At 70.8% G+C, this 22,993-nt stretch carries 24 protein-coding genes; 14 read left to right on the top strand and 10 right to left on the bottom strand.

Annotated features, from left to right (window positions below; genetic code table 11):
• Nucleotides 1-26: 26 nt before the first annotated feature.
• The 3 genes from CT688_RS16080 (at nt 27) to CT688_RS17395 (ending at nt 3,564) form a co-directional block, all read left to right on the top strand.
• Entirely contained in the window at nt 27-2,591 is a 2,565-nt protein-coding gene (locus CT688_RS16080; protein WP_159078019.1) for a LuxR C-terminal-related transcriptional regulator, read from the top strand.
• A 323-nt stretch (nt 2,592-2,914) separates the two neighbouring features.
• Nucleotides 2,915-3,421 carry a hypothetical protein gene (locus tag CT688_RS16075; protein WP_156607298.1) on the top strand — a complete coding sequence of 169 codons (507 nt, stop codon included), beginning with the start codon at nt 2,915-2,917 and terminating at the stop codon, nt 3,419-3,421.
• Between the two features lie 2 nt (nt 3,422-3,423).
• A complete protein-coding gene (locus CT688_RS17395) occupies nt 3,424-3,564 on the top strand; it encodes a hypothetical protein (RefSeq protein WP_156607296.1) in 141 nt (46 codons plus the stop codon).
• Nucleotides 3,565-3,718: 154 nt separating this feature from the next.
• Here CT688_RS17395 and CT688_RS16070 read toward each other — a convergent pair whose 3' ends face one another.
• From CT688_RS16070 to CT688_RS16045, 6 genes are all read right to left on the bottom strand, one after another.
• Nucleotides 3,719-4,009 carry a hypothetical protein gene (locus tag CT688_RS16070; RefSeq protein WP_107757710.1) on the bottom strand — a complete coding sequence of 97 codons (291 nt, stop codon included), beginning with the start codon at nt 4,007-4,009 and terminating at the stop codon, nt 3,719-3,721.
• The gene (locus CT688_RS16065) at nt 4,006-4,221 is read right to left on the bottom strand and encodes a hypothetical protein (RefSeq protein WP_107757709.1); all 216 of its coding nucleotides are present in this window, start codon (nt 4,219-4,221) and stop codon (nt 4,006-4,008) included. The genes CT688_RS16070 and CT688_RS16065 overlap by 4 nt, the downstream gene beginning before the upstream one ends.
• A 42-nt stretch (nt 4,222-4,263) precedes the next feature.
• A complete protein-coding gene (locus tag CT688_RS16060) occupies nt 4,264-4,758 on the bottom strand; it encodes a hypothetical protein (protein ID WP_107757708.1) in 495 nt (164 codons plus the stop codon).
• Nucleotides 4,755-5,621, bottom strand: coding sequence for a cytochrome c oxidase assembly protein (locus CT688_RS16055; protein WP_231750401.1), 867 nt, complete (start codon nt 5,619-5,621; stop codon nt 4,755-4,757). The genes CT688_RS16060 and CT688_RS16055 overlap by 4 nt, the downstream gene beginning before the upstream one ends.
• Before the next feature lie 5 nt (nt 5,622-5,626).
• Nucleotides 5,627-6,133 (bottom strand): DUF2243 domain-containing protein, encoded by a 507-nt coding sequence (locus CT688_RS16050; RefSeq protein ID WP_107757707.1) that lies wholly within the window; start codon nt 6,131-6,133, stop codon nt 5,627-5,629.
• Nucleotides 6,134-6,229: 96 nt separating this feature from the next.
• Nucleotides 6,230-7,699 carry a sodium/glutamate symporter gene (locus tag CT688_RS16045; protein WP_107757706.1) on the bottom strand — a complete coding sequence of 490 codons (1,470 nt, stop codon included), beginning with the start codon at nt 7,697-7,699 and terminating at the stop codon, nt 6,230-6,232.
• A gap of 196 nt (nt 7,700-7,895) precedes the next feature.
• Here CT688_RS16045 and CT688_RS16040 point away from each other — a divergent pair, with 196 nt between their 5' ends.
• Entirely contained in the window at nt 7,896-8,660 is a 765-nt protein-coding gene (locus CT688_RS16040; RefSeq protein WP_194860482.1) for a potassium channel family protein, read from the top strand.
• Between the two features lie 4 nt (nt 8,661-8,664).
• Nucleotides 8,665-10,134, top strand: coding sequence for a YdiU family protein (locus CT688_RS16035; protein ID WP_107757705.1), 1,470 nt, complete (start codon nt 8,665-8,667; stop codon nt 10,132-10,134).
• On the opposite strand, the gene CT688_RS16030 is transcribed toward CT688_RS16035, so the two are convergent.
• On the bottom strand, nt 10,110-11,015 hold the full coding sequence (locus tag CT688_RS16030; RefSeq protein ID WP_197431441.1) for a DMT family transporter: 906 nt from the start codon (nt 11,013-11,015) through the stop codon (nt 10,110-10,112). The genes CT688_RS16035 and CT688_RS16030 overlap by 25 nt on opposite strands.
• 85 nt (nt 11,016-11,100) lie before the next feature.
• On the opposite strand from CT688_RS16030, the gene CT688_RS16025 reads away from it, so the two are divergent.
• Together CT688_RS16025 and CT688_RS16020 are read left to right on the top strand one after the other, a co-directional pair.
• Complete coding sequence (locus CT688_RS16025; protein WP_197431440.1) at nt 11,101-11,664, top strand: TetR/AcrR family transcriptional regulator; 564 nt, start codon at nt 11,101-11,103, stop codon at nt 11,662-11,664.
• 169 nt (nt 11,665-11,833) lie between these two features.
• Nucleotides 11,834-12,643, top strand: coding sequence for a hypothetical protein (locus CT688_RS16020; RefSeq protein WP_107757703.1), 810 nt, complete (start codon nt 11,834-11,836; stop codon nt 12,641-12,643).
• Here the strand turns inward: CT688_RS16020 and CT688_RS16015 are convergent.
• A complete protein-coding gene (locus CT688_RS16015; protein ID WP_370446363.1) occupies nt 12,613-13,404 on the bottom strand; it encodes a tryptophan-rich sensory protein in 792 nt (263 codons plus the stop codon). The genes CT688_RS16020 and CT688_RS16015 overlap by 31 nt on opposite strands.
• Before the next feature lie 186 nt (nt 13,405-13,590).
• Here CT688_RS16015 and CT688_RS16010 point away from each other — a divergent pair, with 186 nt between their 5' ends.
• The 5 genes from CT688_RS16010 (at nt 13,591) to CT688_RS15990 (ending at nt 17,950) form a co-directional block, all read left to right on the top strand.
• The gene (locus CT688_RS16010; RefSeq protein ID WP_107758274.1) at nt 13,591-14,055 is read left to right on the top strand and encodes an SRPBCC domain-containing protein; all 465 of its coding nucleotides are present in this window, start codon (nt 13,591-13,593) and stop codon (nt 14,053-14,055) included.
• A gap of 301 nt (nt 14,056-14,356) precedes the next feature.
• Nucleotides 14,357-14,698 (top strand): transglycosylase family protein, encoded by a 342-nt coding sequence (locus CT688_RS16005; protein ID WP_197431439.1) that lies wholly within the window; start codon nt 14,357-14,359, stop codon nt 14,696-14,698.
• Nucleotides 14,699-14,762: 64 nt separating this feature from the next.
• Nucleotides 14,763-16,109 (top strand): MFS transporter, encoded by a 1,347-nt coding sequence (locus CT688_RS16000; protein ID WP_107757701.1) that lies wholly within the window; start codon nt 14,763-14,765, stop codon nt 16,107-16,109.
• Between the two features lie 92 nt (nt 16,110-16,201).
• A complete protein-coding gene (locus CT688_RS15995; RefSeq protein ID WP_156607295.1) occupies nt 16,202-16,720 on the top strand; it encodes a glutathione peroxidase in 519 nt (172 codons plus the stop codon).
• Nucleotides 16,721-16,762: 42 nt separating this feature from the next.
• Nucleotides 16,763-17,950, top strand: a complete 1,188-nt coding sequence (locus CT688_RS15990; RefSeq protein ID WP_107757699.1) for an alpha/beta hydrolase family protein — start codon at nt 16,763-16,765, stop codon at nt 17,948-17,950.
• Here the strand turns inward: CT688_RS15990 and CT688_RS15985 are convergent.
• Nucleotides 17,923-19,200: a pyridoxal phosphate-dependent aminotransferase gene (locus tag CT688_RS15985; RefSeq protein ID WP_231750400.1), complete on the bottom strand. Its 1,278-nt coding sequence runs from the start codon at nt 19,198-19,200 to the stop codon at nt 17,923-17,925. The two genes, CT688_RS15990 and CT688_RS15985, sit on opposite strands and share 28 nt — an antisense overlap.
• A 95-nt stretch (nt 19,201-19,295) precedes the next feature.
• On the opposite strand from CT688_RS15985, the gene CT688_RS15980 reads away from it, so the two are divergent.
• Nucleotides 19,296-20,750, top strand: coding sequence for a PLP-dependent aminotransferase family protein (locus tag CT688_RS15980; RefSeq protein WP_107757698.1), 1,455 nt, complete (start codon nt 19,296-19,298; stop codon nt 20,748-20,750).
• 79 nt (nt 20,751-20,829) lie between these two features.
• Nucleotides 20,830-22,290 carry an FAD-dependent oxidoreductase gene (locus CT688_RS15975; RefSeq protein ID WP_107757697.1) on the top strand — a complete coding sequence of 487 codons (1,461 nt, stop codon included), beginning with the start codon at nt 20,830-20,832 and terminating at the stop codon, nt 22,288-22,290.
• A gap of 159 nt (nt 22,291-22,449) precedes the next feature.
• Here CT688_RS15975 and CT688_RS15970 read toward each other — a convergent pair whose 3' ends face one another.
• The gene (locus CT688_RS15970) at nt 22,450-22,941 is read right to left on the bottom strand and encodes a fasciclin domain-containing protein (protein ID WP_231750399.1); all 492 of its coding nucleotides are present in this window, start codon (nt 22,939-22,941) and stop codon (nt 22,450-22,452) included.
• Between the last annotated feature and the right edge of the window lie 52 nt (nt 22,942-22,993).

Below are 22,993 nucleotides of genomic sequence, written 5' to 3'. Positions count from 1 at the left end.
TCGGACTCAAGGAGGGTGAGGCGAGCATGGTCGCGAGTCGCCCCGCCCCCGGTGTGGCGGGTCCCGTCCCGAACCCGCAGTCCCCTCCGCGCACGCGACTGTTCGACGCGCTCTCCGGGCCGGAGCGGTTGGTCGTCGTGCGTGGCCCCCTGCTCTCCGGGAAGACCACCCTGCTCAGGCGGTGGTCGGCCGCCTCCGCCTCCCCCGGAGCCGTCGCCGGGGTGATCGGGCCCGAACCGGGCAGCACGCCTGACGCCTATTGGCAGGAGGTCGCGACGTCACTGCCGGAGCAGCGGGACGCCGACGCACCGACGGTCGGACCGGTCGGTGCGCGCCGTACCGCCACGGACCCGCCGGCAGACCCTTTCGACCAGGTGAAGTCCCTGGTCCGGACGTGGCGCGGCCCCCTCACACTGGTCCTGGACGACCTCCATCTGGTGGGGGAGCCGGAGAACCATGTTCGTGACCTCTTCGAGCAGTCGTCCGGCGGGATGGTTCGTGTGCTGGTGGCCACCCGCACCGCGGGGGCTTGGCACGAGGCACCGGGGCTGCCGGCGGACAGGGTGTTCGTGCCACCGGCGGACCTCCTGCTCACGGACGCCGAACTCGACGCCGCGATCGATCTGGCGGGTCTGACCACGGCGTCGGCTATCCCCCTGGGTGAGGTCGCGGCGGAGACGGGCCGAATCGCCGGCCTGGTCGACAAGGGTGTCGGCGCCCTGAGGTCGGGCTCCCCGGCCCGTGCGGACCGGGTCGGGCGCATCCGCAGCGTGGTGGACCGGGTGGTCGTCCGGGTTCTGGCCGAGACGGCGGAACTGCACCGCCACAGGAGGGAGATCTTTTGTGCCGCGACGGCCACCCCGCTGACCGCGTCGTCGGTCGGCGTGGCGATCGGCGGGGTGACCGGACGGGTGAACGCGGTAGGCGACGTATTCGTCGCCCTCGAGAGGCACGGACTCACCGTCCGCGAGGCCGGGGCGGCCGAGCCGACCTGGAGCTTTCCCGACCCGATCAGGGCATCGCTCCTGCGCATCGCGGCAACTGAGAGGCCGGAGGACCTCCGCGATGCGCGGATCGCCCTCATCGACCACTGGCTCGCGGAGGGTCGGCCCCACACGGCGTTCGTCCACGCGATCGATGCCGAACGCTGGGACCTCGTGCTGGACATCCTCCGCGCGCACTGGAAGACCCTGTACACGACGAACTTCCTGCACATGGACGGGGACCTCAAGCGGATCCCCCCCGAGGTGCTCGAGAGCGAATCGCTCTTCGGCACGTTGCGCAGGATGCACAGTCAGTTCTCCGCGCCCAAGGACAGTCCCGCGCCGCCTCCGGATCTGGTGGACTCGCCCGAGGTCTCGGATGACGCCGAGCGGTTGATGCGGATGATCTCACTCCGCATCGACGGGCGTTTCGAGAAGGCCGCAGCGGAGTACGAGATGCTGCGCCGGGTCCCCGCCCCCGACGTCGAGTCCTCTACGCAGTCGGAGCGGGACGGCCCGGCGTTCGTGTTCCTCCACCTGGGCCTGACCCTGCTCCTGGTGGGGCGATTCGACGACGCTCATCAGATGCTGCGCCGGGGTCACCGGCTCGGGGTCGGGTCGTTCATCGAGCGGGACGCTGCCGGGAAGCTGACTCTGGTCAACGCGATCCTCGGCCACGTCCGGGACGCCGACTCCTGGTGGGACGAAGAGCAGCGGCACCCGCAGCTGCCCCACGACTCGGAACTCGTGGTCCGCCCGGCCGGCATGATCGGGTCCGCACTGGCGCGGCTCGAGCGCCTGGACATCGACTCCGCCATCGATCTCATGACGGACCTCGGTCCCCCCGCGGACCAGGAGGAGCTGTGGGGCTTCTCCCTGTACGTGTACGGACAGATCGCTCTGGCGGCCGGCACCCCGGCCGACGGGTTGCGGTACGTCGAGCACCATATGAGGAGGTTTCCCGGGTTGCGCGCGGACGGCGCCGTGGTGGGGCCGCTCCTCGATGCGGTCCGGGCCGACCTCCACCTGGCGATGGGGCGAACCGCCGTGGCCTTCGACCTCCTCGGGGGGTCCACGCACCCCCTCACCGCTCCGGCCCGGGCCCGGGCCCGACTGTACGACGGCGAGCACGCGGGCGCGTTGGGCGTCGTCCGGGATCACTACGGGGATCTCGGGTGCACGCAGCGCGACTCCCTGGAGCTGTCCCTGGTCGGTGCCGCCGCCTGGATCGGGCTCGGCAACCGTGAGGAGGCGGTGACGTACCTGGAGCGCGCGATCACCACGTCCACGCTCACCGGAGTGGTTCGTCCCTTCGTCACGCTCGCCCCCGGGACCCTGGCCACGCTGGCGACCCTGGGCCCCGAGTTGCCGCCCCCGGTGCGCGATGCGACCCCCCCGTCGCCGGCCCCGGGATCAACCGAGCTCACCGGACGCGAGCTCGCCATCCTCGCGAGTCTCGCCACCGGCGATTCCATCACCGCCATCGCGCGGCAGCACTTCGTCAGTGCCAACACGGTCAAGACACAGCTGCGGTCGGCATACCGCAAGCTCGGGGTCCGATCCCGCGACGCGGCGGTCGACGAAGCTCGACGGCGCGGCCTGGTCTGATGGCTGAGCAGGATGGTCGTCCAACTCGAGCCGGGGCCCTCGGGGCGTCCGGCTGAGTGGCCGCAATAGCCCGCTCATCACTGCTTTCACCCGCCCTTTCACCCGGGTGAAAAAGTCGTCCCGATAGGTGTTCCGTCTCCAATGTGAGTTAGCGTCCATGTTGATCGTGTCGCGCAATCGTGATCACCGTCGCCATCGGCCGGGCCGGATCCGTGCCCGTGACCCCCACCCGCCCACGCGGGCATCTCCCCATCACAGGAGAACTCAGCCGTGACCGTGCGGGCCCGGTGGGGCGACGGGATCCGTCTTCGGAAGGACCACCCATGAGGCGCCTGAGGCTCCCGTATCGGCACGGAGACGGGGCGGGCGCCTCTGCTGCGCTGGCAGTGCTGTGCGCCGTCATCGCTCTCGTGCTGCCCACGCTGGTTCTCGCCCCCATGGCGTCGGCCCGAGCCACCTCTCCGGCGCCCGCGACGGCGACACGGGGTACCGGTCCGGAGGCCGTCCGCCCGGCCCCGGCGGCGATGGATGTGCGGGTCGCGGTTCGCGGACCCGGCGACGCGGCGGCGTACTCGTATGCCTCCGGGCCCTCCGGTCCGTCGACCCCCGCCGACCCGGCGGTGCCGGGAACGGGGGCGAAGGTGGGACGCGCGGGCGAACCCGGTGTTCGGGATCCCCGCACGGCGACCGCCGGAGGAGTGCTCGGGGACACCGGCGCGGACGTGAGCTGGCTGACCGGGGCTGCGGCGGTCATGATCCTCGGCGGCACCCTGGCCCTGGGGCTGGCCCGACGCAACCGCCGCAGCATCCCCGAGACCACGAGGGAGTGATCATGGTCAGCGTCCCCCTGCCCGTCGTCATCGGCGAGGTCACCACCCCGGGTCCCGCCGCGTCGACCTTCTGGGGCGAGGGGCCGTCCTGCTGTTCGACCTGCTCACCTCATGACAGGGAACGCTACGATGACCGAGAGTGAGTGGGCCGACTACGTCGCGTGGTCGGGTCTGGACGAGGACCGACTAGCAGAGATCCTTCGTGACCGTGGGCCGGACCGTGACCGTGAGCGTGATCCGGACGTCGGGCCGGAGACCGCCACGTGGCTGCGACGCCTGTCGAGCCGGTGCCGGACGTCAACGTCGTCGCGAACCCGCCATCGCGGGGCCGGAGAACAGCGCGATTCCTAGGACGAAACCGAAGTCGTACCAGTTGCCGTTGTTGTTCACCTCGTAGATGGTCACGGTGTCGGTGAACAGGGAGATGATGAAGGTCACGGGCAGGATGAGCCCGTGCCACAGGCCCCACCAGAATCCGAGGCCTTCCGGGGAGACATCGACGTTGGGCCCCGCTGCGCACGCACCGAGGGACAGGACGACGGCGAGGAGGACGGCGGCGGCGAGCCCGTGTCGTCCCCGGGAACTCACCTCCGCCGTCCCCGCCAGAAGTACAACGCGGGCCCGACGAAGTTGACCGCGATGACGGCGGCCCACCTGCCCTTGGAACCGCGCACCTGCTCGGCGGGCCGGAAGGCCAGGTCGGTCCACGCCGTGACCGCGAGCGACACCTGGATGGACATCAGTGTCAGGATTGCGGCCTTCTGGCCGTCAGACAGATCGCTCCACGACTTCTTCCGCATGGTTCCTCCCGGGATCGGACTGGGAATGGGACTTTCCTTACACTAGTGGCTCGTGCGGCCTCGCGAGGGTCGAAGGGTCGGAGCGACGATTCGCTCCGAGACGGCGCCCGTGACCGCGGCGAAGACCGCCTTGTGCGCCATGTCCACCACCTGCTCTCGGACAGGCCAGGAGGTCGGAGGCGCCCCCACCCCCGTCGCGTTCTCCACGGTCTGGTCGAAGCCCAGCCGGATCACCGTATGCCAGCCCGTCGCATGAACCCCACGGATTCCCGTGACCGCCCAGACCCCGCGGAGGGCGCCGAGTGCGGCCCCGGTGCCGAAGTGCATGAGGTGGTTCCACGTGTCGGGGCGGTCACTCTCTCCGGGCCGCCGGCCCAGCAGCGTGAGAAGTGCGCGCGCGGGGACGTACGAGTTCGGGCGGCCGGTGAGCAGCTGCTCACCCTTCTCCCCGAGGGTCATCACGCCCGCCCCGACTACTCCGGCGAGGGCCCCGGCTCCGGCTGCTCGCGCGAGGTGTAGTGCACGGCTGTCGCTCATCGTGTCGTCTCCTCGGATTGTGGGGAACCGCCGGACCGTCCGGCGAGATGATCTGTGGAACGGGCGAGAGCGGGATTTCCGGGGAGGAACCGGTCCCGCAGTCGTGAGCCCGGGTACCAGCCGGTGAAGAGCAGGACGATGAGCGCGAGGTCGATGACCTCACCGCCGTAGAACATGAGCTGGGCCCCGACCCTGGCGTCCGCCGGGTCGATGCCGGCCGGGGGGTGCCCGTACAACCACCTGCCGAGAATCGAATGCGCGCCGATGAACAGGACCAGGACCACCGCGCGTGTCCGGAAGCTCGCGCGGTGCGGGTTCGGGTCCGGCCCGATCATCGCCACGGTGAACAGCAGGCCGGCGAGGAACACGTGCAGGTGGACGAGGACGTGGACCGCGTGTGACTCGTGCATGAGCGCGAAGAGGTCGGTGGTGTAGAGCACCCACAGGCCCCCCGCGTTGAGCACGGCCGCGACGACGGGATGGGTGAGCACCCGCGCCGGCGGGGACCGCAGCACGCGCGAGACGACCCGGGCGTGCCGGGTGGGCAGAGTCCTCAGCGCGAGGGTCACCGGGGCCGCGAGCACCAGAAGGAGCGGTGCCAGCATGCCCATGAGAAGGTGGACTCCCATGTGGGCGGTGAACCCCGAGTGTGCTGCGGAGGCGAGGGGGCCGACCCACGCCGCCCCCAGGCAGAGCAGCCCCGCGATCCACAACGCGGTCCGATATCGGGGCCACCGGCCTCGGCGACGGTGCCGACCGGCAGCCATCAGGTAGGCGGCCGCCGCCATCGCGATCAGGGGAACGCCGAGTACCTCGGGCATCGGCCAGGAGGAGGGTTCGGGATGCGCGTGGTCGTGGGTCACCGGACTCAGTCCCGGGAAGGGCGGGACGTCGGCGTCCGCTCCGGGGGAACCGCGGTCCGCCACAGGATCAACAGTCCTGCCAGGAGGAGAGCAACAGCCGAGGAGATCCACACCAGGTCGTAGACGAACAGGTCGACGCCGTAGCGGATCTGGTGGACCCGGAGGATCTTGTGGAAGACGATCCCGTCGAACAGCTGGAACGCGCCGACTCCGGTGAGGACCGCACCGGACCACCGCCCCCACGGGACGACCATCGTGTGCCTGACCTCCCCCAGCATGAACAGGCCCCACACGGTGATGAGCCAGGTGGCGCCGTGGAACAGCCCGTCCGCCAGGAGGGCGACGTTGGGGGTGGAGAGGTCGTAGAAGTGGTGCCACTGCAGGAGCAGGTGAAAGACGAACAGATCGATCACCGACCCGGCGATCCCGCAACCGAAGAGGAACCCGGACAGGACCAGACGCCGGCTCGCCCGGGGGTCCGCGGTGCGGATCTCAGTAGAAGGTGGCGACACCGTGCGTCCTCCTCGCGAGGGGTCGGGTGCCGCTGAGCCTAGGGCCGGCGGCGAGAGGTCACCACCGCTGCACGCGGGGGCCGACAGGCCGGGAACCTACTCCCGCGCGGGCTCGCGCCCCTCGGATTTCTCCCTCTCCCACTCCGCCCGGTCCCGCATCTCCCTGGGGCGGAAGTAGAACAAGCCGGAGAGCAGCGCCACGAGGAAGGCCGCGAGCATCACGAAGAACAGGGGCCAGACGCCGGTGAGAAAGATGATCGGGACCGCCATCGCGGTGACGAGGCCACCGCCGAAGAACGGTTCGAAGACCAGCTGCTTGTAACCGAACGCCTCGAACGCGGGGCTCTCCGCCTGCGGGTCGACCACCCGCATGAGGATGAGGCCCGTGGCGGTGACGCCCATCGACTGGCCGAAGTCGCCGATACCGCGCTCGAACCAGTAGCGACCGATGATCCGCGGCGCCAGCATCAGGAAGACGGCGACGTTGAAGACGATCCCCGCGACCGCCAGGATCACGAAGACACCGATGTTCTCTCCGATCGCCTGGAGGGACAGGGTGGCGATGGCGGCGACGATGAGGAAGTCGAGCGCCCACCCCTGGATTCGCAACATGATCTGGGCGTCGATCACGTGCGCGAACCCGGCCTTGGTGGCCACGAACTGCACGATCACGCCACCGAGGAGGGCGATGGGGAAGAGGGGGACGTAGGCGAAGATCTCCAGCGGCGTGTTGTCGTCGAGCATGATCGACGCGTAGGTCGCCTGCTCGATCCAGCGCAGGCCCTCCAGGATCACGAGGCCGACGAGGATCGCCACGGTGACGATCGCGATGTGGAGCGACAACGGCTCGACCGAGGACGGGCGGGACGTCATCTTGCCGGCGGAGTAGTACTCGTCCTCGCGGAAGAGCCCCTTCTGTTCCTCGATGGACATCTTGGCGCTCCCGGTGACGATCTCCGTCCGTCCGGTGCGCACCGCCCAGTTGATCAACCCGATCCCGATGACGATCCCGCCCACGATGCCCACGGTGGCAAGACCGACGGCGAGGTCGGCGCCCTCGCCGAAGCCCAGCTCGTCGAACACCGGTCGCATCCCGGCAGCGGTACCGTGGCCGCCCTCGAACCCGATCTCGATGAGCGCGCCGGTCATCGGCGCCGCCGCCAACGTCGGGACGAGGATCAGCGCCGCGAGCAGCAGACCCACGACGTACTGCCCGGAGGCGAGTGACACGCCGAGCGAGAGCTGGGGGCCGACGAGCTTCACGGCCCGCTTCGCGGTCGGGAGCTTCTGGCCGAGGAACATGGTGGCGAAGATGACGCTGATCAGAAGCCCCGGCAGCGAGGACCACACCTCGACCATCGGTTCGGTGAACAGTCCGTTCTCCCCCCAGGGGCCGCCGATCCGGCCCAGCACCTCGGGGCCCAGGAGGAGGAGCAGCGCTCCGGCGACGATCGAACTGGGGAGGAACAGTGACTGGACGATCCCCACCTTGACGCGGATGATCTTGCCGATCAGCAGCGCCAGTCCCAGGATGAGCAGGGCGAGTCCCACCGCGTTGGCCGTCATGGGGCTACCTCGGTTCCGGTCGGTGATGCATGGCGCGTACGCCGCCCCGTCTCTCTACATCTGGCGATGTACGGGGCGACTCGTCGGTTGTGAGGAATGTACGCCGTGTCATCCCTCAAATGAACCTGAACCGCTGATCGGTAACCATGCCGTCACGTTCGCCGCCTTCGTCCCCGGAGTCGGTCATCATCGAGAGGTGACGGAGAAACGGTGGGCGGAACTGACGGAATGGCCCTTGATCGGCGCAGCCCTGGCCTTCCTCGCCGCCTACGCGGTCTCGGTGCTGGTGAACCCGGAGGGCACAGGGGGCGTGGTCACCGAGATCGTGATGGTGGGGACCTGGGTGCTCTTCGCGGTGGACTTCGCGGTGCGACTGGCGTTGGCGAGACCGCGGGGTCGGTGGCTGTTCACGCACTGGTACGAACTGGTGGTGATCGCCCTGCCGATGCTCCGGCCGTTGCGCCTCCTCCGTCTGATGATGCTGCTGAGCATCATGCACCGCTCGGCGGGGACGGCTGTGCGCGGCCAGGTGATCGCGTACGCCGCGGGGTCGACGTCGGTCCTGTTGATCGTGTCCTCCCTGGCGATTCTGGATGCGGAGCGCGGTGCTCCCGGAGCGTCGATCGAGACCTACGGTCAGGCGTTGTGGTGGGCGGTGGTCACCGTCACGACGGTCGGGTACGGGGATATCGCGCCGGTGACCCCGACGGGCCGGATGATCGCGACGGGACTGATGCTCGCCGGGATCGCCCTGCTGGGCGTCGTCACGGCCACGCTCGCCTCGTGGATCGTGGACCGGGTCAGCGAGCAGGATGAGGTCAACCAGTCCGCGACTCAGGCTCAGGTCAGCCGGTTATCGGCGGACATCGCGGCACTGCGGGAGGACCTCGCGCGGCTCGGCGCCGTCACGGAGGGCGGGAGCGGACGGGCCGACCACCCCGCGACGGAGCCGTACCGTTGACGGTATGACTTCCCAGGAGCGGTCCGGCGTGCGGCTCGGCGACGATTTCGCCCGCGGCTTTCCCGATCTCGGCGTGCCGTGGACGGCGGCCGAGGCCCCGACCCCGCGACTACTCGCCCTCAACGACCCGCTGGCCGACGAGCTGGGGATCGATCCCGACTATCTCCGGTCGGAGGAGGGACTACGACTGCTGACCGGCACGCACGTCCCCGCCGGCGCCACCCCGGTCGCGCAGGCGTACGCGGGACACCAGTTCGGGGGCTACTCGCCGCGACTGGGCGACGGGCGGGCCCTGCTGATGGGCGAGCTGGCGGACGGGCGCGACCTGCACCTCAAGGGGTCCGGGCGCACGCCGTTCGCCCGGGGAGGGGACGGCCTGGCGGCCGTCGGGCCGATGCTCCGCGAGTACCTCGTCAGCGAAGCCATGCATGCGCTGGGTGTGCCCACCACGCGGGCGCTCGCGGTGGTCGGCACCGGGGTGGCCGTGCACCGTGATCAACCCCTTCCGGGCGCCGTGCTGGCTCGCGTCGCGGGCAGTCACCTGCGGGTGGGCACCTTCCAGTTCGCGCGCTCCACCGGAGACCTCGACCTGGTGCGCAGGCTGGCCGACCACGCCATCACGCGCCACCATCCGCAGGCGGCGGAGACCGAGAACCGGTATCTCGGTCTGTTCGAGTCGGTCCTCGACGCCCAGGCCTCCCTCGTGGCGCAGTGGATGCTCCTGGGGTTCATCCACGGGGTGATGAACACGGACAACACCACGATCTCCGGCGAGACCATCGACTACGGCCCCTGTGCGTTCATGGAGGCATTCGACCCGGCCACCGTGTTCAGCTCGATAGACACCCAGGGCCGCTACGCCTACGGAAACCAGCCGCCCATCATGCAGTGGAACCTGGCGCGGTTCGCCGAGACCCTGGTCCCGTTGGTCGACGACGACGAGAACGCGGCCGTCGAGACGCTGACGGCCTCTCTGGGCACGTTCCCCGCTCGCTATCAGGCGGCCTGGACCGCGGGGATGCGTCGCAAGCTGGGGCTTCCCGCTGCGCCGGGCCGATCCGAGTCGGAGGCGGTCGAATCGGATCCGGTCGAGCCGCTGCTGGAGGAACTCTCGCGGTTGCTCACCGCGACCCGGGTCGACTTCACGTCGTTCTTCCGCGCGCTCATCCCGGCCGCGGCGGGTGACACGTCGGCAGTGCGGGAGCTGGTGGGGGAGTTGGCGGACGGATGGCTTGCGAGCTGGCGCACGCTGGATCCCTCGGTCGAGGTGATGGCGGCCGCGAATCCCGTGTACATCCCGCGCAACCACCTGGTGGAGGAGGCCCTGGACGCGGCGACGGCGGGTGATCTCGGGCCGTTCTCCGAGCTCCTCGTCGTCGTCACCGATCCCTACACCGAGCGTCCCGGACTTCAGCGGTACGCCAGCCCGGCCCCGCCCGACGCCTCTCCTCACGTCACCTTCTGCGGCACCTGAGACAGGTGAGCGGGCTCGGCCCCGTCGCCCCGGCGCGGGAACGAACCGGAGTCCGCCGCGAGCAGGACCGCCACGACCCCCAGCCCCATCGCGATGAGTTGGGGTGCCCCGACCCGGTCGCCGAGCATCGCCCACGCCCAGATCGCCGAAACCGGAGGGGTGAGGTAGAGCAGCATGCTCGTGGGCGTGGCGCCGAGGCGGCGCAGGGAGAGGATGTACGCCCCATAGCCACCGAGCCCGGCCGGGACCACCAGCCATGCGAGCGACCCCACGAGCCGCGCGGTCGGGTCGACCGCGAGTCCGGTGGTGAGCACGGCGACGGTGACAAAGACGACCGCCGCAGCACACACCTGGACCGTGAGGGCGGTGACCAGGTTGACCCGGGGCGCCCAGCGACGCTCGAGCAGCGCCGAGCAGCTCAGACCCAGCAGGCTGATCACCGGTAGGACCATCGCCGGGCCCGGATCGCCGATCCCGCCGACGCAGAGTGCGACCGCGCCGAGACCGAGGGCGACCCCGCTCCACTGCCGCGGCGCCAGCCGGTCGCCCCAGAACACGGCACCGGCGGCCGCGACGAGCAGCGGCTGGGCCGAACACACCAGCGCAGCCGTCCCCGCGTCCACCCCGGCCGCGGACGCGGCGAACAGGCCCCCGAGGAACATCCCGTGCGCGGTGAGGCCCAGAACGCACTGCCGCCCGAGATCACGACGGCCGATCCGGCTGCCGAGCACCGTGACCACCGAGAGCAGGACGCCGGCGGTGATGACGTACCGCCACGCCAGCAGCCCCGCGGGTTCGGTGTCCGCCGTACCCCACGCGGCACCCACGAAACCGCAACTCCACAACACCACGAAGGCGCCGGCCACCAGAATCCTGTCCACGGCCCGAGCAAAGCATACCGATCGGTATACTGTCAGTGCACCCGTCGGGCACCGCCGGGGAGTGCACTGTCCCGAGGAGGACCGGGTGACCCCTGAGCCGTGGCCGATCATCCCCACGACCGAGGTGGGGGAGCGCATCCTCCTGGCGGCCGACGAGCTCTTCTACTCGCGGGGCATCACCGCAGTGGGCGTCGAACTCATCGCCGAGCAGGCGCGGACGACCAAACGCACGCTCTATCAGCGCTTCGGGTCCAAGGACGGCCTCGTCGACGCGTACCTGCGGCGACGCGGCAGCCGGTGGCAGCAGTATCTCGTCGATCATCTCGACGCGACGGAGTGGACCCTGCCCCGGTTCTTCCGGCGGGCCGAGGACTGGGCCGGGCCGAACCGGCGCGGATGCGCTTTCGTCAACGCGTGGGCCGAGGTCGGGGGAGCGGGGCGTTCTGCCGCCGCCGAGACGATCAGGGAGGAGAAGCGGTGGATGCGGAGGCTGCTCGCTGAGCTCGTCGGTGGTGACCCCGCCGTGGCGGCGGCCGTCCACCAGCTCTACGAGGGGGCGCAGGTCGCCGCGACGGTGTTCGGTGAGACCACGGCGTTCCGGGTGGCCGATGATGCGGCGCAGGTGATCGTGGCGGCCGCCAAGGGGTGAGACGGGACGGGTCGCGGGACGGCCGCGGCGGGGGTGGTGGTACCGCAACGCAGGAGTTATCAATGAATACTTATTGACACGACCGCATGCCTGTCCTACTTTCGGGGGACAGGCATATCCCGCGCCAGCCCCCTGGCCGAGGCCGCGGGCCGCCGGAGAGGTGGACACCATGCGGATCATCGTCGCGGACGGCGAGGGGTCGTACCGCTCCTCCTCGGGGGTGCTGGACGGCTTCGTCGACGACCTGTCCTCCCGCCTCGGCGCCCGCGCCGCGGTCCGGGTGCAGTGGCCGGAGCCGGAACGGACGCGCCTCCACCGCCCGCGGAGCTGGGACGCCGCCTCGGCGGCGGGAGTGGCGGATCTGGCCAGACTCGTGGGTCTCCACCCGTCCGACGGGATCGTCCTCCTGGGCTGCTGCTGCGGATGCCGCGTCATCCACGACTGGCTGGACGCACACCCCGATCAGCTGGACAGGGTGCTCGCCGTGGGCCTGCTCGGGGACCCGTTCCGGCCGCGTGACCGCTGGCTGCCGGGAACAGCGGACCCGGGTGGCCAGGGGGTGGCCGGCAGGCGCGCGGGTCCCCTTCCGGAGCGGACGGTCTGGGTCTCGGTCCCCGGGGACCCGTTGAGCGGCATCGAGAGGGACAGTCTCCTGAGGGCCGCGGTCCGTGACTCCCCGTTGACACCGGATCAGGTCTTCCGTGGACTGCTCGAGGACCTGCCGGACTCCCGCACGCAGCTGGCCCTGCGTCTGCACGTGCTCCAGCGGCCGGCGGAGTGGCCGATGGCGGTCGGGCGCCGTCTGGATCAGGCGCGCGCCGCGCTGGCGAGGTACGAGGACCGCGGCTACGCCGCGCAGTACTCCGAGCCGGGTCCCGAGGGCAGGTCGCCACTGGAGATCCTCGGCGACCGGCTGGTCGGCCAGCTGGGTGCCCCGCGGACCCCGCCTCAGGACCTGCCGGAGAGACTGGCGTCCTGACGGGTCGGCGCCGCACGGCGGACCCGGAGCCAGGTGAGCAAGGCCACCGCGATGACGACGGCTGAGGCCGCCGCCGCGGTCCAGACCAGCGCCCCGGACTCGAAATCGCCTTCGGTGCGTCCCACGGCCACCCACGCGAGGCCCCAGGAGGTGGCCAGGGCTGGGGCCACCCGGCCTCGGCTCAGTAGGGCGGTGGCGACGCCGATGCCCGCGGCGGCGACGATGCCGACGACCCCGAGCGGGATGTCGGTCACCGGGGCCACGCCCTCGGCGGCGAGCCACGCGAAGGTGTTGGCGAGCGTCGCCACCGACACCCAGCCCAGGTAGAGACCGAACGTGCCGTCGGTGACGACCAGCTCCACCGCGCCGCCGGTGCGGGGTGCGCCGAGGAGGTACATGATGCGGATCAGCACCGCGAGCAGCACGAGGATCACCACCACCGAGAGCCCGACCTGGTCGAGCTGGACGGTCCAGATCCAGGCGGCGTTGAGCAGGACCGACGCCAGTGCCCACGGGCGCAGCGCCCGCTGCCGGGCCGAACGGCGGGCGGTCGGGGACAGTTGCCAGAGGGCGTAGACGATCAGCCCCAGATAGATGACGCTCCAGATGTTGAACGCTGATCCCGCCGGGGCCACCGGTGTGGCGTCCGCGGACAGCGCACCGCCCGCGGCGTCGGCCACCGGGGTGCCACCGAGGGCGCCGCTCCCGACGAACGCGGCCACGATGGCCGCCGCCACCCCCAGGAGTGTGACCACGGGCATGGCCCATCCCGTCTCCCGGGTCACACGGGTCTCCGTCGGGGTGGCGTGGGTAGTGGACGCCTCGGTCCGGTGCGGTGTCGACTGGTCCATGTCCACGACGGTAGCGGCGGTTCACGGGGCCGGCGACCCGGCCGGCGACCCGCAGACCGGATGCACGACGCCGACCGGCCGGGCAGGGTGGAGGACATGACCACATCAACGAACATCACCGTCGAGCGCGTGATCGACCACTCGGCGGCCGAGATCTTCGAGGTCCTCACCAACCCGGAGAACCATGCCAGGCTGGACGGCTCGGGCTTCGTGCGCGGCGACTACAAGTCCGACCGGATCCAGCAGGTCGGAGACGTGTTCGCCATGGACATGGAGGGCGAGCACATGGGTGGTGAGTACCGCACGGAGAACCACGTGACGGGATACGGCAAGGACAAGATCCTGGCGTGGCAGACCGCGCCCGCCGGCACCGAGCCCCCCGGCTGGGAATGGGTCTGGGAGCTCGAGAACCGCGGGCCCGAGTCGACGCTGGTCCGCCTCACCTACGACTGGGGCAAGGTCACCGACAAGGAGATCCTCAAGAAGGTCTCCTTCCCCCTGGTGTCCGAGCAGGAGCTCGAGGACTCGCTGTCCAACCTCGCCGCGGTCGTGGCGGGCTGAGGGACGGGAGCCTCCCGGGTCGCCGACGCAAGGGTGAGCCATCTCACCGAGGAGTCCGGCTTCCGCGGTGCGATCGCGAGGCGTCCCGATGACCTGCGGTGACGCCGATGGGGCCCGCCCTCCTCTCGCCCGATCCCTTCCTGGATCCAGGATGTGGCGCCGCGTCGGGTTGCGTCGTCCCCGGACCCCGCTCGTAGGGTCGTCCGCCGTCCCCGTCGATCGGGGGCCTGGTCGCCGCCAGGGGGAGCCCGTCGGCGGGCAGGCACAGTGGCACGACCCGAGACCCAGGAGGTCACGAGACATGCAGAAGACGCTCGTCCGAACGCTGACCGGTGCGATGCTCGCTGGCGGTATCGCCGCGGGTGGGGCCTCGCTGGCCGCCCCCGCCGCCACCGCCGCGCCGGCGAGCGCCTGGGATCAGGTGGCCCAGTGTGAGTCCGGTGGCGACTGGCACATCGACACCGGCAACGGCTACTACGGTGGCCTGCAGTTCGCCGCCCAGACCTGGACCGGCTTCGGTGGCGCGGAGTACGCCCCGACCGCGGACCAGGCCACCCGAGAGCAGCAGATCGACATCGGCGAGCGCGTCCTCGCCGGACAGGGGCCGGGCGCCTGGCCCACCTGTGGTGGCCCGCTGGCCTGATCCACGGCGCCCGGTCCCGGGCATCGCGGGCGTCGCGGCCGGCGGCGATTAGGCTCTCCAGACCGTGACCGCCGCCGAGACCGTCTACTCCGCCCTCGTCACCCGCGAGCACTCCGGCGGGGGCGACCTCCCGGAGCGGGTGGCACGCGACATCCCCCGCAACGGCCTGCGGCTGGTGGCGGCCAACACCCTGCAGTCCTCGGGGGATCAGGCGGTCAACGCCTCCACGGTGCTGCCGTGGCTGTTCCACGTCCTCGGGGTACCCGCGGCGCTGGTCGGTCTGCTGGTGCCCATCAGGGAGTCGGGGTCGATGCTGCCCCAGGTGCTGCTCACCCCACTCGTCCTGCGGGTCACCCACCGCAAGTGGGTCTTCATCACCGGGGCCGGGGTGCAGGCCGCCGCGGTGGCGGTGATGGCCGGGGTCGCGGCACTCGGCCACGGCACGGCCGCCGGGGTGGGGATCCTGGCCGCGCTCGTGGTGTTCTCCCTCGGGAGGTGCCTGTGCTCGATCGCCTCCAAGGATGTCCAGGGCCGCACCATCCCCTCCGGGGAACGCGGGCAGATCATCGGTCTCGCGACGTCGGCGGCCGGGATCGTCGCCGTGACCCTCGGGTTGGCGATCCGGGCGCTCGGAGGTGACGACCTGAGCGCCGGCGCACTCGCCCTGCTCCTGGCCGGCGGAGCCGCGCTGTGGGTGCTGTCAGCCCTGGTCTACGCGCGCGTCACCGAGCCGGCGGGGGAGACGGACGCCGGGACCTCCGACGACCCGGTAGACGAGGGCCGCGGATCCTGGTTCGCCGAGGCTGCCCGCCTGTTCCGCGAGGACCGGACGTTCCGGCGGTTCGTCACCGTCCGAGGTCTGGTGCTGGTGTCCTCGCTGAGCCCGCCGTTCATCGTGTCCATGTCCGTGGCGGCGGGCACCGGGGCGCTCGCCGGACTCGGCGGCTTCATCCTGGCCTCCGGTGTCGCCTCGCTCATCGGGGGGCGGGTCTTCGGCCGGGTCGCCGACCGGTCCAGTCGGCGGCTCATGGCAGGGGCCGCCGCCGCCGCGTCGGCGGTGACGCTCGGTTTCGTGGCCGCCGTCTCGCTGTTCGGTGTGGACGGGTCGTCCGGCCCGGGGACCGCGTTCTTCGTGGGCGGCTACTTCCTGCTCACCCTCCTGCACTCCGGGGTGCGGGTGGGCCGCAAGACCTACGTGGTGGACGTGGCGGAGGGGGACCTGCGCACGACCTACGTCGCGGTCTCCAACTCGGCCATGGGCGTCATCCTGCTCGTGACGGGCGGCATCACCTCGGCTCTCGCGCTGGCGGGGATCGAATGGGCGCTGGTCTTTCTCGCGGTGCTCGGAGTGATCGGGGCGGTGTCCGGGTTGCGGATGCCCGAGGTGTCCGGAGCGTCCGCGACGAGGTGACGCCAGGTGCGGAGCGGGCGAGGTGACGCCAGGTGCGCGGTGGGCGAGGGTGTGGAAGCCTCGGGACGGACGGCGGGTGCCCCCCGCCTGTCATGACGACGACGAGGAGCTGCGCCGTGCCCGATGACAATGTCACTCTCACGGATTTTCGAGCGGGCCTGCTCGACGGGAGCGAGAAGGACCTGGCGGACTACGCCGGGCAGGTGGTCCTGGTGGTCAACACCGCCAGCAAGTGCGGATTCACCCCGCAGTACAAGGGGCTCCAGAAGTTGTACGAGGACTACCGCGACCAGGGTTTCGTGGTACTCGGATTCCCGTGTGACCAGTTCGCCCACCAGGAACCGGGCTCCGATGAGGAGATCGGCTCGTTCTGCGAACGCAACTTCGGCGTGGAGTTCCCGGTGTTCTCCAAGATCGAGGTCAACGGGTCGGGAGCCCACCCGCTCTACGACTGGCTCAAATCCGAGAAATCCGGGTTGCTCGGTGGGCGGATCAAGTGGAACTTCACCAAGTTCCTCGTGGGGCGCGACGGAAAGGTGATCGACAGGTTCGGTCCCACCCGCAAGCCGGAGGACCTGCGGGACGCGGTCGAGGAGGCGCTGCGGGGATAGCGCTAAGCTCCACAGATCACATCGCACAGCACTTGGAGCGTCATGCCTCTCGGATTCCACCGTGTGGTCGCCACCGCCGGGGCATTCGCCGTTGCCCTGACCCTCGGGTCGGCCACTCCCGTTCTCGCCCAGACCGCCAGCATCGACCCCTCGACGCTGGGTTCCGAGAGCCTGGGGACCATCCTCGAGGCGGCCGGTTCGGTTCCGCTCGGGTCGGCCACCCGGTTCATCGGCTCCGTCGGCTCCGCGGATTTCCCGCTGGACGGTGAGGGCTCCGCCACCCCGCTCCCCAACGCGCCCCGCCCGGTGGACGAGACCATCACCACGTCCGAGTTCGTCGAGGTCGAGCGCACGTCCGGCGAGTACGAGTACTGGCTGGTCACGTCCGCGGCGATGAAGCGCGAGGTCATCCTGGAGGTCGTGCCCTCGCGCATCACCGACGACGGCCCGGCGCCCGTGCTCTACATGCTCGACGGCGTCGACGCTCCCGAATACAACTCCGGCTGGAACCACCAGGCGCGGATTCACGACCGCGTGCGCGAGGACAACGTCCACGTGGTCATCCCGACCGGCGCGTACGCCTCGTACTACGCCGACTGGAACCGCGCCGACCCCGTGCTCGGCTACAACAGGTGGGAGACCTTCCTCACCCGGGAGCTTCCGGGGATCGTCGAGCAGGGGCTCGCGACGAAGGGGCTGGAGACCAACGGCAAGAGCGCCATCGGTGGTGCCTCCATGGGTGGTCAGGCGGCCATGCACCTCGCGGCCACCTATCCCGAGATCTACCGGGGCGTCATGTCGTTCAGCGGGTACTACTCGACCATGGACGCGCTCGGATACCAGTCCGTCCGCGGCACGATCGAGACCCGCGGCGGTGACGTCGAGAACATGTGGGGCCCGCGCCGCAGCGAGCAGTGGAAGCGGCATGACACCGTCTCCCATGCCGGGGATCTGAGGAACACGGCCGTGTACTTCTCCTCCGGGAGCAACGTCGCCGGCCCCGCCGACCTCGAGTACTACCGCGGTGGCGCGGACGCCCTGAGCATGATCGTCGGCCAGGTGCTCGAGATGGGCGTGCTGGAGGGGTCGAAGGCGTTGGAGAAGGCGCTGGACCGCGCCGGAGTCGGATACCGGGTCGACTACTCCGACACCGGCTTCCACAACTGGCCGAACTTCCTCAAGAACTTCGGCGCCGGGTGGGATCACATCAAGCCGGCTCTCGAGAGCTGACCTCCGACCCCGGGGCCTCGCGCTCTTGACGTGTGGGCACGCCGCTCGAGGTACCCGGTGATCCTGCCGATCGCGCTCTCCAGCACCGCGGCGTCGGGCAGGCACACGATCCGGAAGTGATCGGGCTCCGGCCAGTTGAAACCGGTGCCGTGGGTCACCAGCACGTGCTCGGAGCGCAGTAGGTCCAGCACCAGGTCCTCGTCGCTCCGGATGCCGAACCTCTCGGTGTCCAGCCGGGGGAAGCAGTAGAGCGCGCCGCGGGGGGCCACGCAGCTCACGCCCGGGATGGCGTCGAGGCGCTCGGTCGCCAGTGCGAGTTGGCGCTCGATCCGGCCGTCGGGGTCGATCACGTCGGCGCCCCACGGTGAGTCCTCCGCCAGCGCGACCGGGATCGCGTATTGACCCGGGACGTTGGGGCACACCCGCATGTTGGCCAGCAGGGTGAGTCCTTCGAGCAGGTCCTGTGCCCGCTCGAGAGGCCCTGTCGCGGCCACCCAGCCGGCCCGGTACCCGCATACCCGGTACGCCTTGGACAGCCCCCCGAAGGTCAGGCAGAGGACGTCGTCCCCGGCGGCGAGCGCCGCGTGGTGGTGTCGGGCTCCGCCGAACACCAGTTTCTCGTAGATCTCATCGCTGAGCAGGACGAGTCCGTGCCGGCGGGCGATGTCGGCCATGCCCCGGACGGTCTCCGCGCTGTAGACGGCCCCGGTCGGGTTGTTGGGGTTGATCAGCACGAGCGCCGTGGTCCGCGGGGTGACCTTCGACTCGATGTCTGCGAGCGACGGGTTCCAGCCGTCGGACTCGTCGGCCAGGTAGTGCACGGGGACGCCACCGGTGAGGTTCACCGCGCCGGTCCAGGTGGGGTAGTCCGGCGCCGGGAGCAGGATCTCGTCGCCCGGGTCGATCAACGCCTGCAGGACCAGCGTGATGAGTTCGCTCACCCCGTTGCCCAGGAACACGTCCTCGGCGCGCAACCCGGCCACCCCGCATCGCCGGTAGTGGTCGGCCACCGCCGCCCTGGCCTCCGGGATGCCGCGTGAGTCCGAGTAGGCCTGGCCGCTGCCGAGGTCGCGACTCACCGCCTCCACGATCTCGGGCCGCGCCTCGAGACCGAACGGGTACATGTTCCCCAGATTGAGCCGCAGTACGTCGTGGCCCTGGGATTCGAGTCGCTCGGCTTCGGTGAGCAGGGGGCCGCGCACGTCGTAGCGCACGTCGCGGAGGCGTCGGGACTGGCGGTAGATCTGCATGGGGTCATCCCACCGGATAAGTGGACAGGCAAGAAGGTCCACTTCTCGCACACCCGCGAGACCACTTTGCGGCCTCGCGCGCCTACGATGGGAGCATGGCCCGCACCGGAAGTCCCGGATCGGTGGTCCTGGGTGAGGTCTCGGGTGCCGCGGATCTGGTGGACGCGGTCATCGACCTGGTCTCCGACGGTTCCCTGGTCGACGGCGACAGGCTGCCCTCCACGCGCGCGCTCGCCGGGCAGACCGGGCTCTCCCGCGGCACCGTGGTCCGGGCGTTCGACGAGCTCTCGGCCGCCGGCTTCGTCGACTCCGTCCAGGGCTCGGGGACGCGGGTCGCCGACGGCGCGGGCGAGGCGGCGCGAGCCGGCGCGCGGACACGTGGAAGGGGCGACACCTCGTCGTCGTCGCACTCGTCGCACGCCCCGTCGTCACGATCCTCCCCGTCACTGTCGTCTCCCGTCCCCGAGGCCCGTCAGGGCAGATCGGCCCGCGATCTGCGTCCCGGGATCCCGGACGCCGCGCTGGTGGACGAGCGGGCCTGGCGCTCTGCCGTGCGGGCGGCGGCCGCGCGGGGGTTGGCGGGCCTCAACCCGTGGGAGGAGCCGAGCCCCACGCTGCGGTCCGCGCTGGCCGGCCACCTGCGCCGGCACCGCGGCATCGCGGCGGCGGACCCGGTGCTGTTCGACAGCTCCCGCTCGGCGATCGCCGCCCTGTGCTCGGCGTTCGTCGCGGCCCACGGCCCGGTGCCGTTCCACATGGAGGACCCCGGATACCGGGGCGCCCTGCTCATGGCCCGCGAACAGGGCCTCGAGGCGCGGTTCCACCCGGTCGAGCCCGGTGGTCTGGACGCGGCGCGGTTGGGTTCGGGCCGCGGGATCGTCTTCACGACCCCCGCCCACCACTTCCCGCTGGGGCACCGGATGAGTGTGAACCGGCGGGTGGCCCTGGTCGACTGGGCGCACCGCACGGGGTCGCTGGTGATCGAGGACGACTATGACGGCGAGTTCCGCTACGGTGTGGCCCCTCTGCCCGCGCTCGCCACGCTCCCCGCCGCGGCCGGACACGTGGCGTACGTGGGCACGTCGTCCAAGTCGGTGGCCCCCGACCTGCGGGTGGCGTGGTGCCTTCCGCCGCCTGCGTTGCGTCGCGAGGTGGACCGCTGGCTCGTCGTGCACAGGCGCGGCCCCTCGACGCTGTCCGCGGAGGCGCTGGGCGCGTTCATCGCCTCCGGAGCGATGGACCGCCACCTGGCGCGAGCGGCGCGGGTGTACGGCGATCGGCGCCACCACCTCGTCTCCGCCCTGGCGAGGCACTGCCCTGAGCTCCGCGTTACAGGAGTCGAGGCAGGGCTGCATCTGTGTGTGCTGCTGCCCGGCCATGACGACGACGAGGTCGTGCGCGAGCTCGAGCGGGCCGGCTGGCGTACGCGCGCGCTGAGCGGGCAGTCCGCGCGGAACCCGACCGCCGGCCTCGTGCTGAGCTACTCGCGACTGGTCGCGCGCGACGCGGAGGAGTTCGCCGCGACCCTGCGCACTGTGATCGGGCGGTGAACCCGAGCGGGTGCGAGCCACGGTGCGCGGCCTTACAGTTGCCGCGCGAGGTTCGTACCGAGCTCAGAGGAGACGCACGATGGGCACATCATTCTGGCGACGCACGACGATCGATCCCCCGGTGGCGGAGTTCCCCGAGGACGAGCATGTGGACATCGTGGTGGTGGGGGCGGGTTTCACCGGTCTGATCACCGCGCTGATCGCGGCCGCGCGGGGCAGTTCGGTGGTGGTGCTCGAGGCCCACACCGTGGGCGCGGGGGCCAGCGGTTCGACCACGGCCAAGGTCTCGGTTCTCCAGGGGACCCGACTGTCGACCATCCGTTCGCACCACGGTCTGGAGACCGCCCGCGCATACGCGGAGGCCAACCAGTACGGCCTGGACTGGTGGGCGGAGTTCTGCGGGTCCCACGGGGTGGACGTGCAGAGGTCGCGCGCGGTCACCTTCTCGCGCGGCGTCAAGGGGACGAACACCCTGCGCGCGGAGAAGCGCACGCTCGACGCACTGGGTCTGCCCGCGCGGTGGTACGACCGGATCGACGTCCCGTTCCCCGCCCGGTCCGCCGTGGAGGTGCCCGACCAGATGCAACTCGATCCCGTCGAGGCTCTCGGGGCACTGGTCCGCGCCGCGTCGGCGCTCGGGGTCCGGATCATCGAGCACTCCCGCGTCACGGGACTGGACGTTCGCGGACACGACGGAGACGCCCACGTCCGGGTGCGCAGCGACGGGGGCACGTGCACGGCGCGCGACGTCGTGTTGGCCACCGCGTCCCCCGCTCTGGACCGCGGGCCCACCGTGGCCTCGATGGAGGCGGAACGGTCCTACCTCTGTGCGTTCGAATACCCCGGCGGTCTGGAGGAGGGGATGTACGGGTCGGTCGAGAGCCCGGTCCGCTCGCTGCGGACGGTGCCCGTGGGAGACCGTGAGGTCCTGCTCGTCGGCGGCAACGGCCACCGCACCGGCACGGCTTCGGGGACCGAGTCGAAGATCGACTCGTTGCGCGAGTACGCCGCGAAGCACTTCCCCTCCGCGGTGTTCACGCACGGATGGTCCGCGCAGGACTTCCACCCGGTCACGCTGCTGCCCAAATCCGGCCCGATGCCGTGGGGCAAGGGACGTGTGCACTTCGCGGGCGGGTACAGCAAGTGGGGCCTGACCGGGGCGCCGGCGGCGGCCGGCATCATGGTGGACCGGCTCAGCGGGCGGGAGCCGCGGGTCTCCTTCGGTCGACCCTCGGTCACCGGTGTGCTGCGCACCTCGGTCTCGCTGTACGCCGATCTGCCGCTGCAGCTCGCGGCCACCGCCGTGCAGGCGGCCGTGCGTCCTCCCCGGCCGACCGTGCGGCCGATCGGGGAGGCGACCGCGGATGACGGCGAGACCTGCAGGGTCGGCCTCCTGTGCCCGCACATGGGCGCGGCGCTGAGTTGGAACGAGGCCGAGCGGTCGTGGGACTGCCCGTGGCACGGCTCGCGGTTCTCCGCGTGTGGCGAGTTGCTCGAGGGGCCGGCGACGCGGGATCTCACGCGCTACGACACGACCTGACCGGGGAGCCCAACTGGACGTCCGTCCGGATACTGGCGGGGGTGCGGTCGCGGTCCGTGGAAGAGGGAACGCCCCGCCCGACCCGTGACGGGCCGAGCGGGGCGTGACCGTGTTCCTCTGACCACTGGGCGTCCGCGTCGGAGAGCCCTGTGACGCGGGTCAGGCCGGGGGCATCATGACCCCGTCGATGGCGTGGATGACGCCGTTGGTGGCCGGGATGTCGGTCTGGACGACGGTGATGCGGTTGCCCGCGCCGTCCACGAGGGTGACGGTCTCGCCCTCCACCTCGACCGTGAACTCGGCGCCCTGCAGGGTCTGGACCATCTCGCCGTCCATCCCCATCACGTCCTCGGCCATGACGTCGCCCTCGATCACGTGGAACTGCAGGATCTGGGCCAGGTCACCGGTGGGATCGGCGAGGAGTTCCTCGAGCTGTCCTTCGGGAAGAGCCGCGAACGCCTCATCGGTGGGCGCGAACACCGTGAAGGGGCCCGGCCCCTCGAGGGTCTCCACCAGACCCGCGGCCTCGAGCGCCTGGGTGAGGGTGGTGAAGTCGCCCGCGGCCATCGCGGTCTCGACGATGTTGCCGGTCGCCGCCGGCTCCTCCGTCATCTCCTCCGTCGTCTCCTCGGTGGTCATCTCAGTGGTCATGGTGGTCTCGTCGGTGGCGGTGGCGTCGCCGTTCGTGTCGTCCGTGCCACAC

The organism is Dietzia sp. JS16-p6b (assembly GCF_003052165.1).
Taxonomy (GTDB): domain Bacteria; phylum Actinomycetota; class Actinomycetes; order Mycobacteriales; family Mycobacteriaceae; genus Dietzia.
This window is presented reverse-complemented; position numbering and strand designations above follow the sequence as displayed.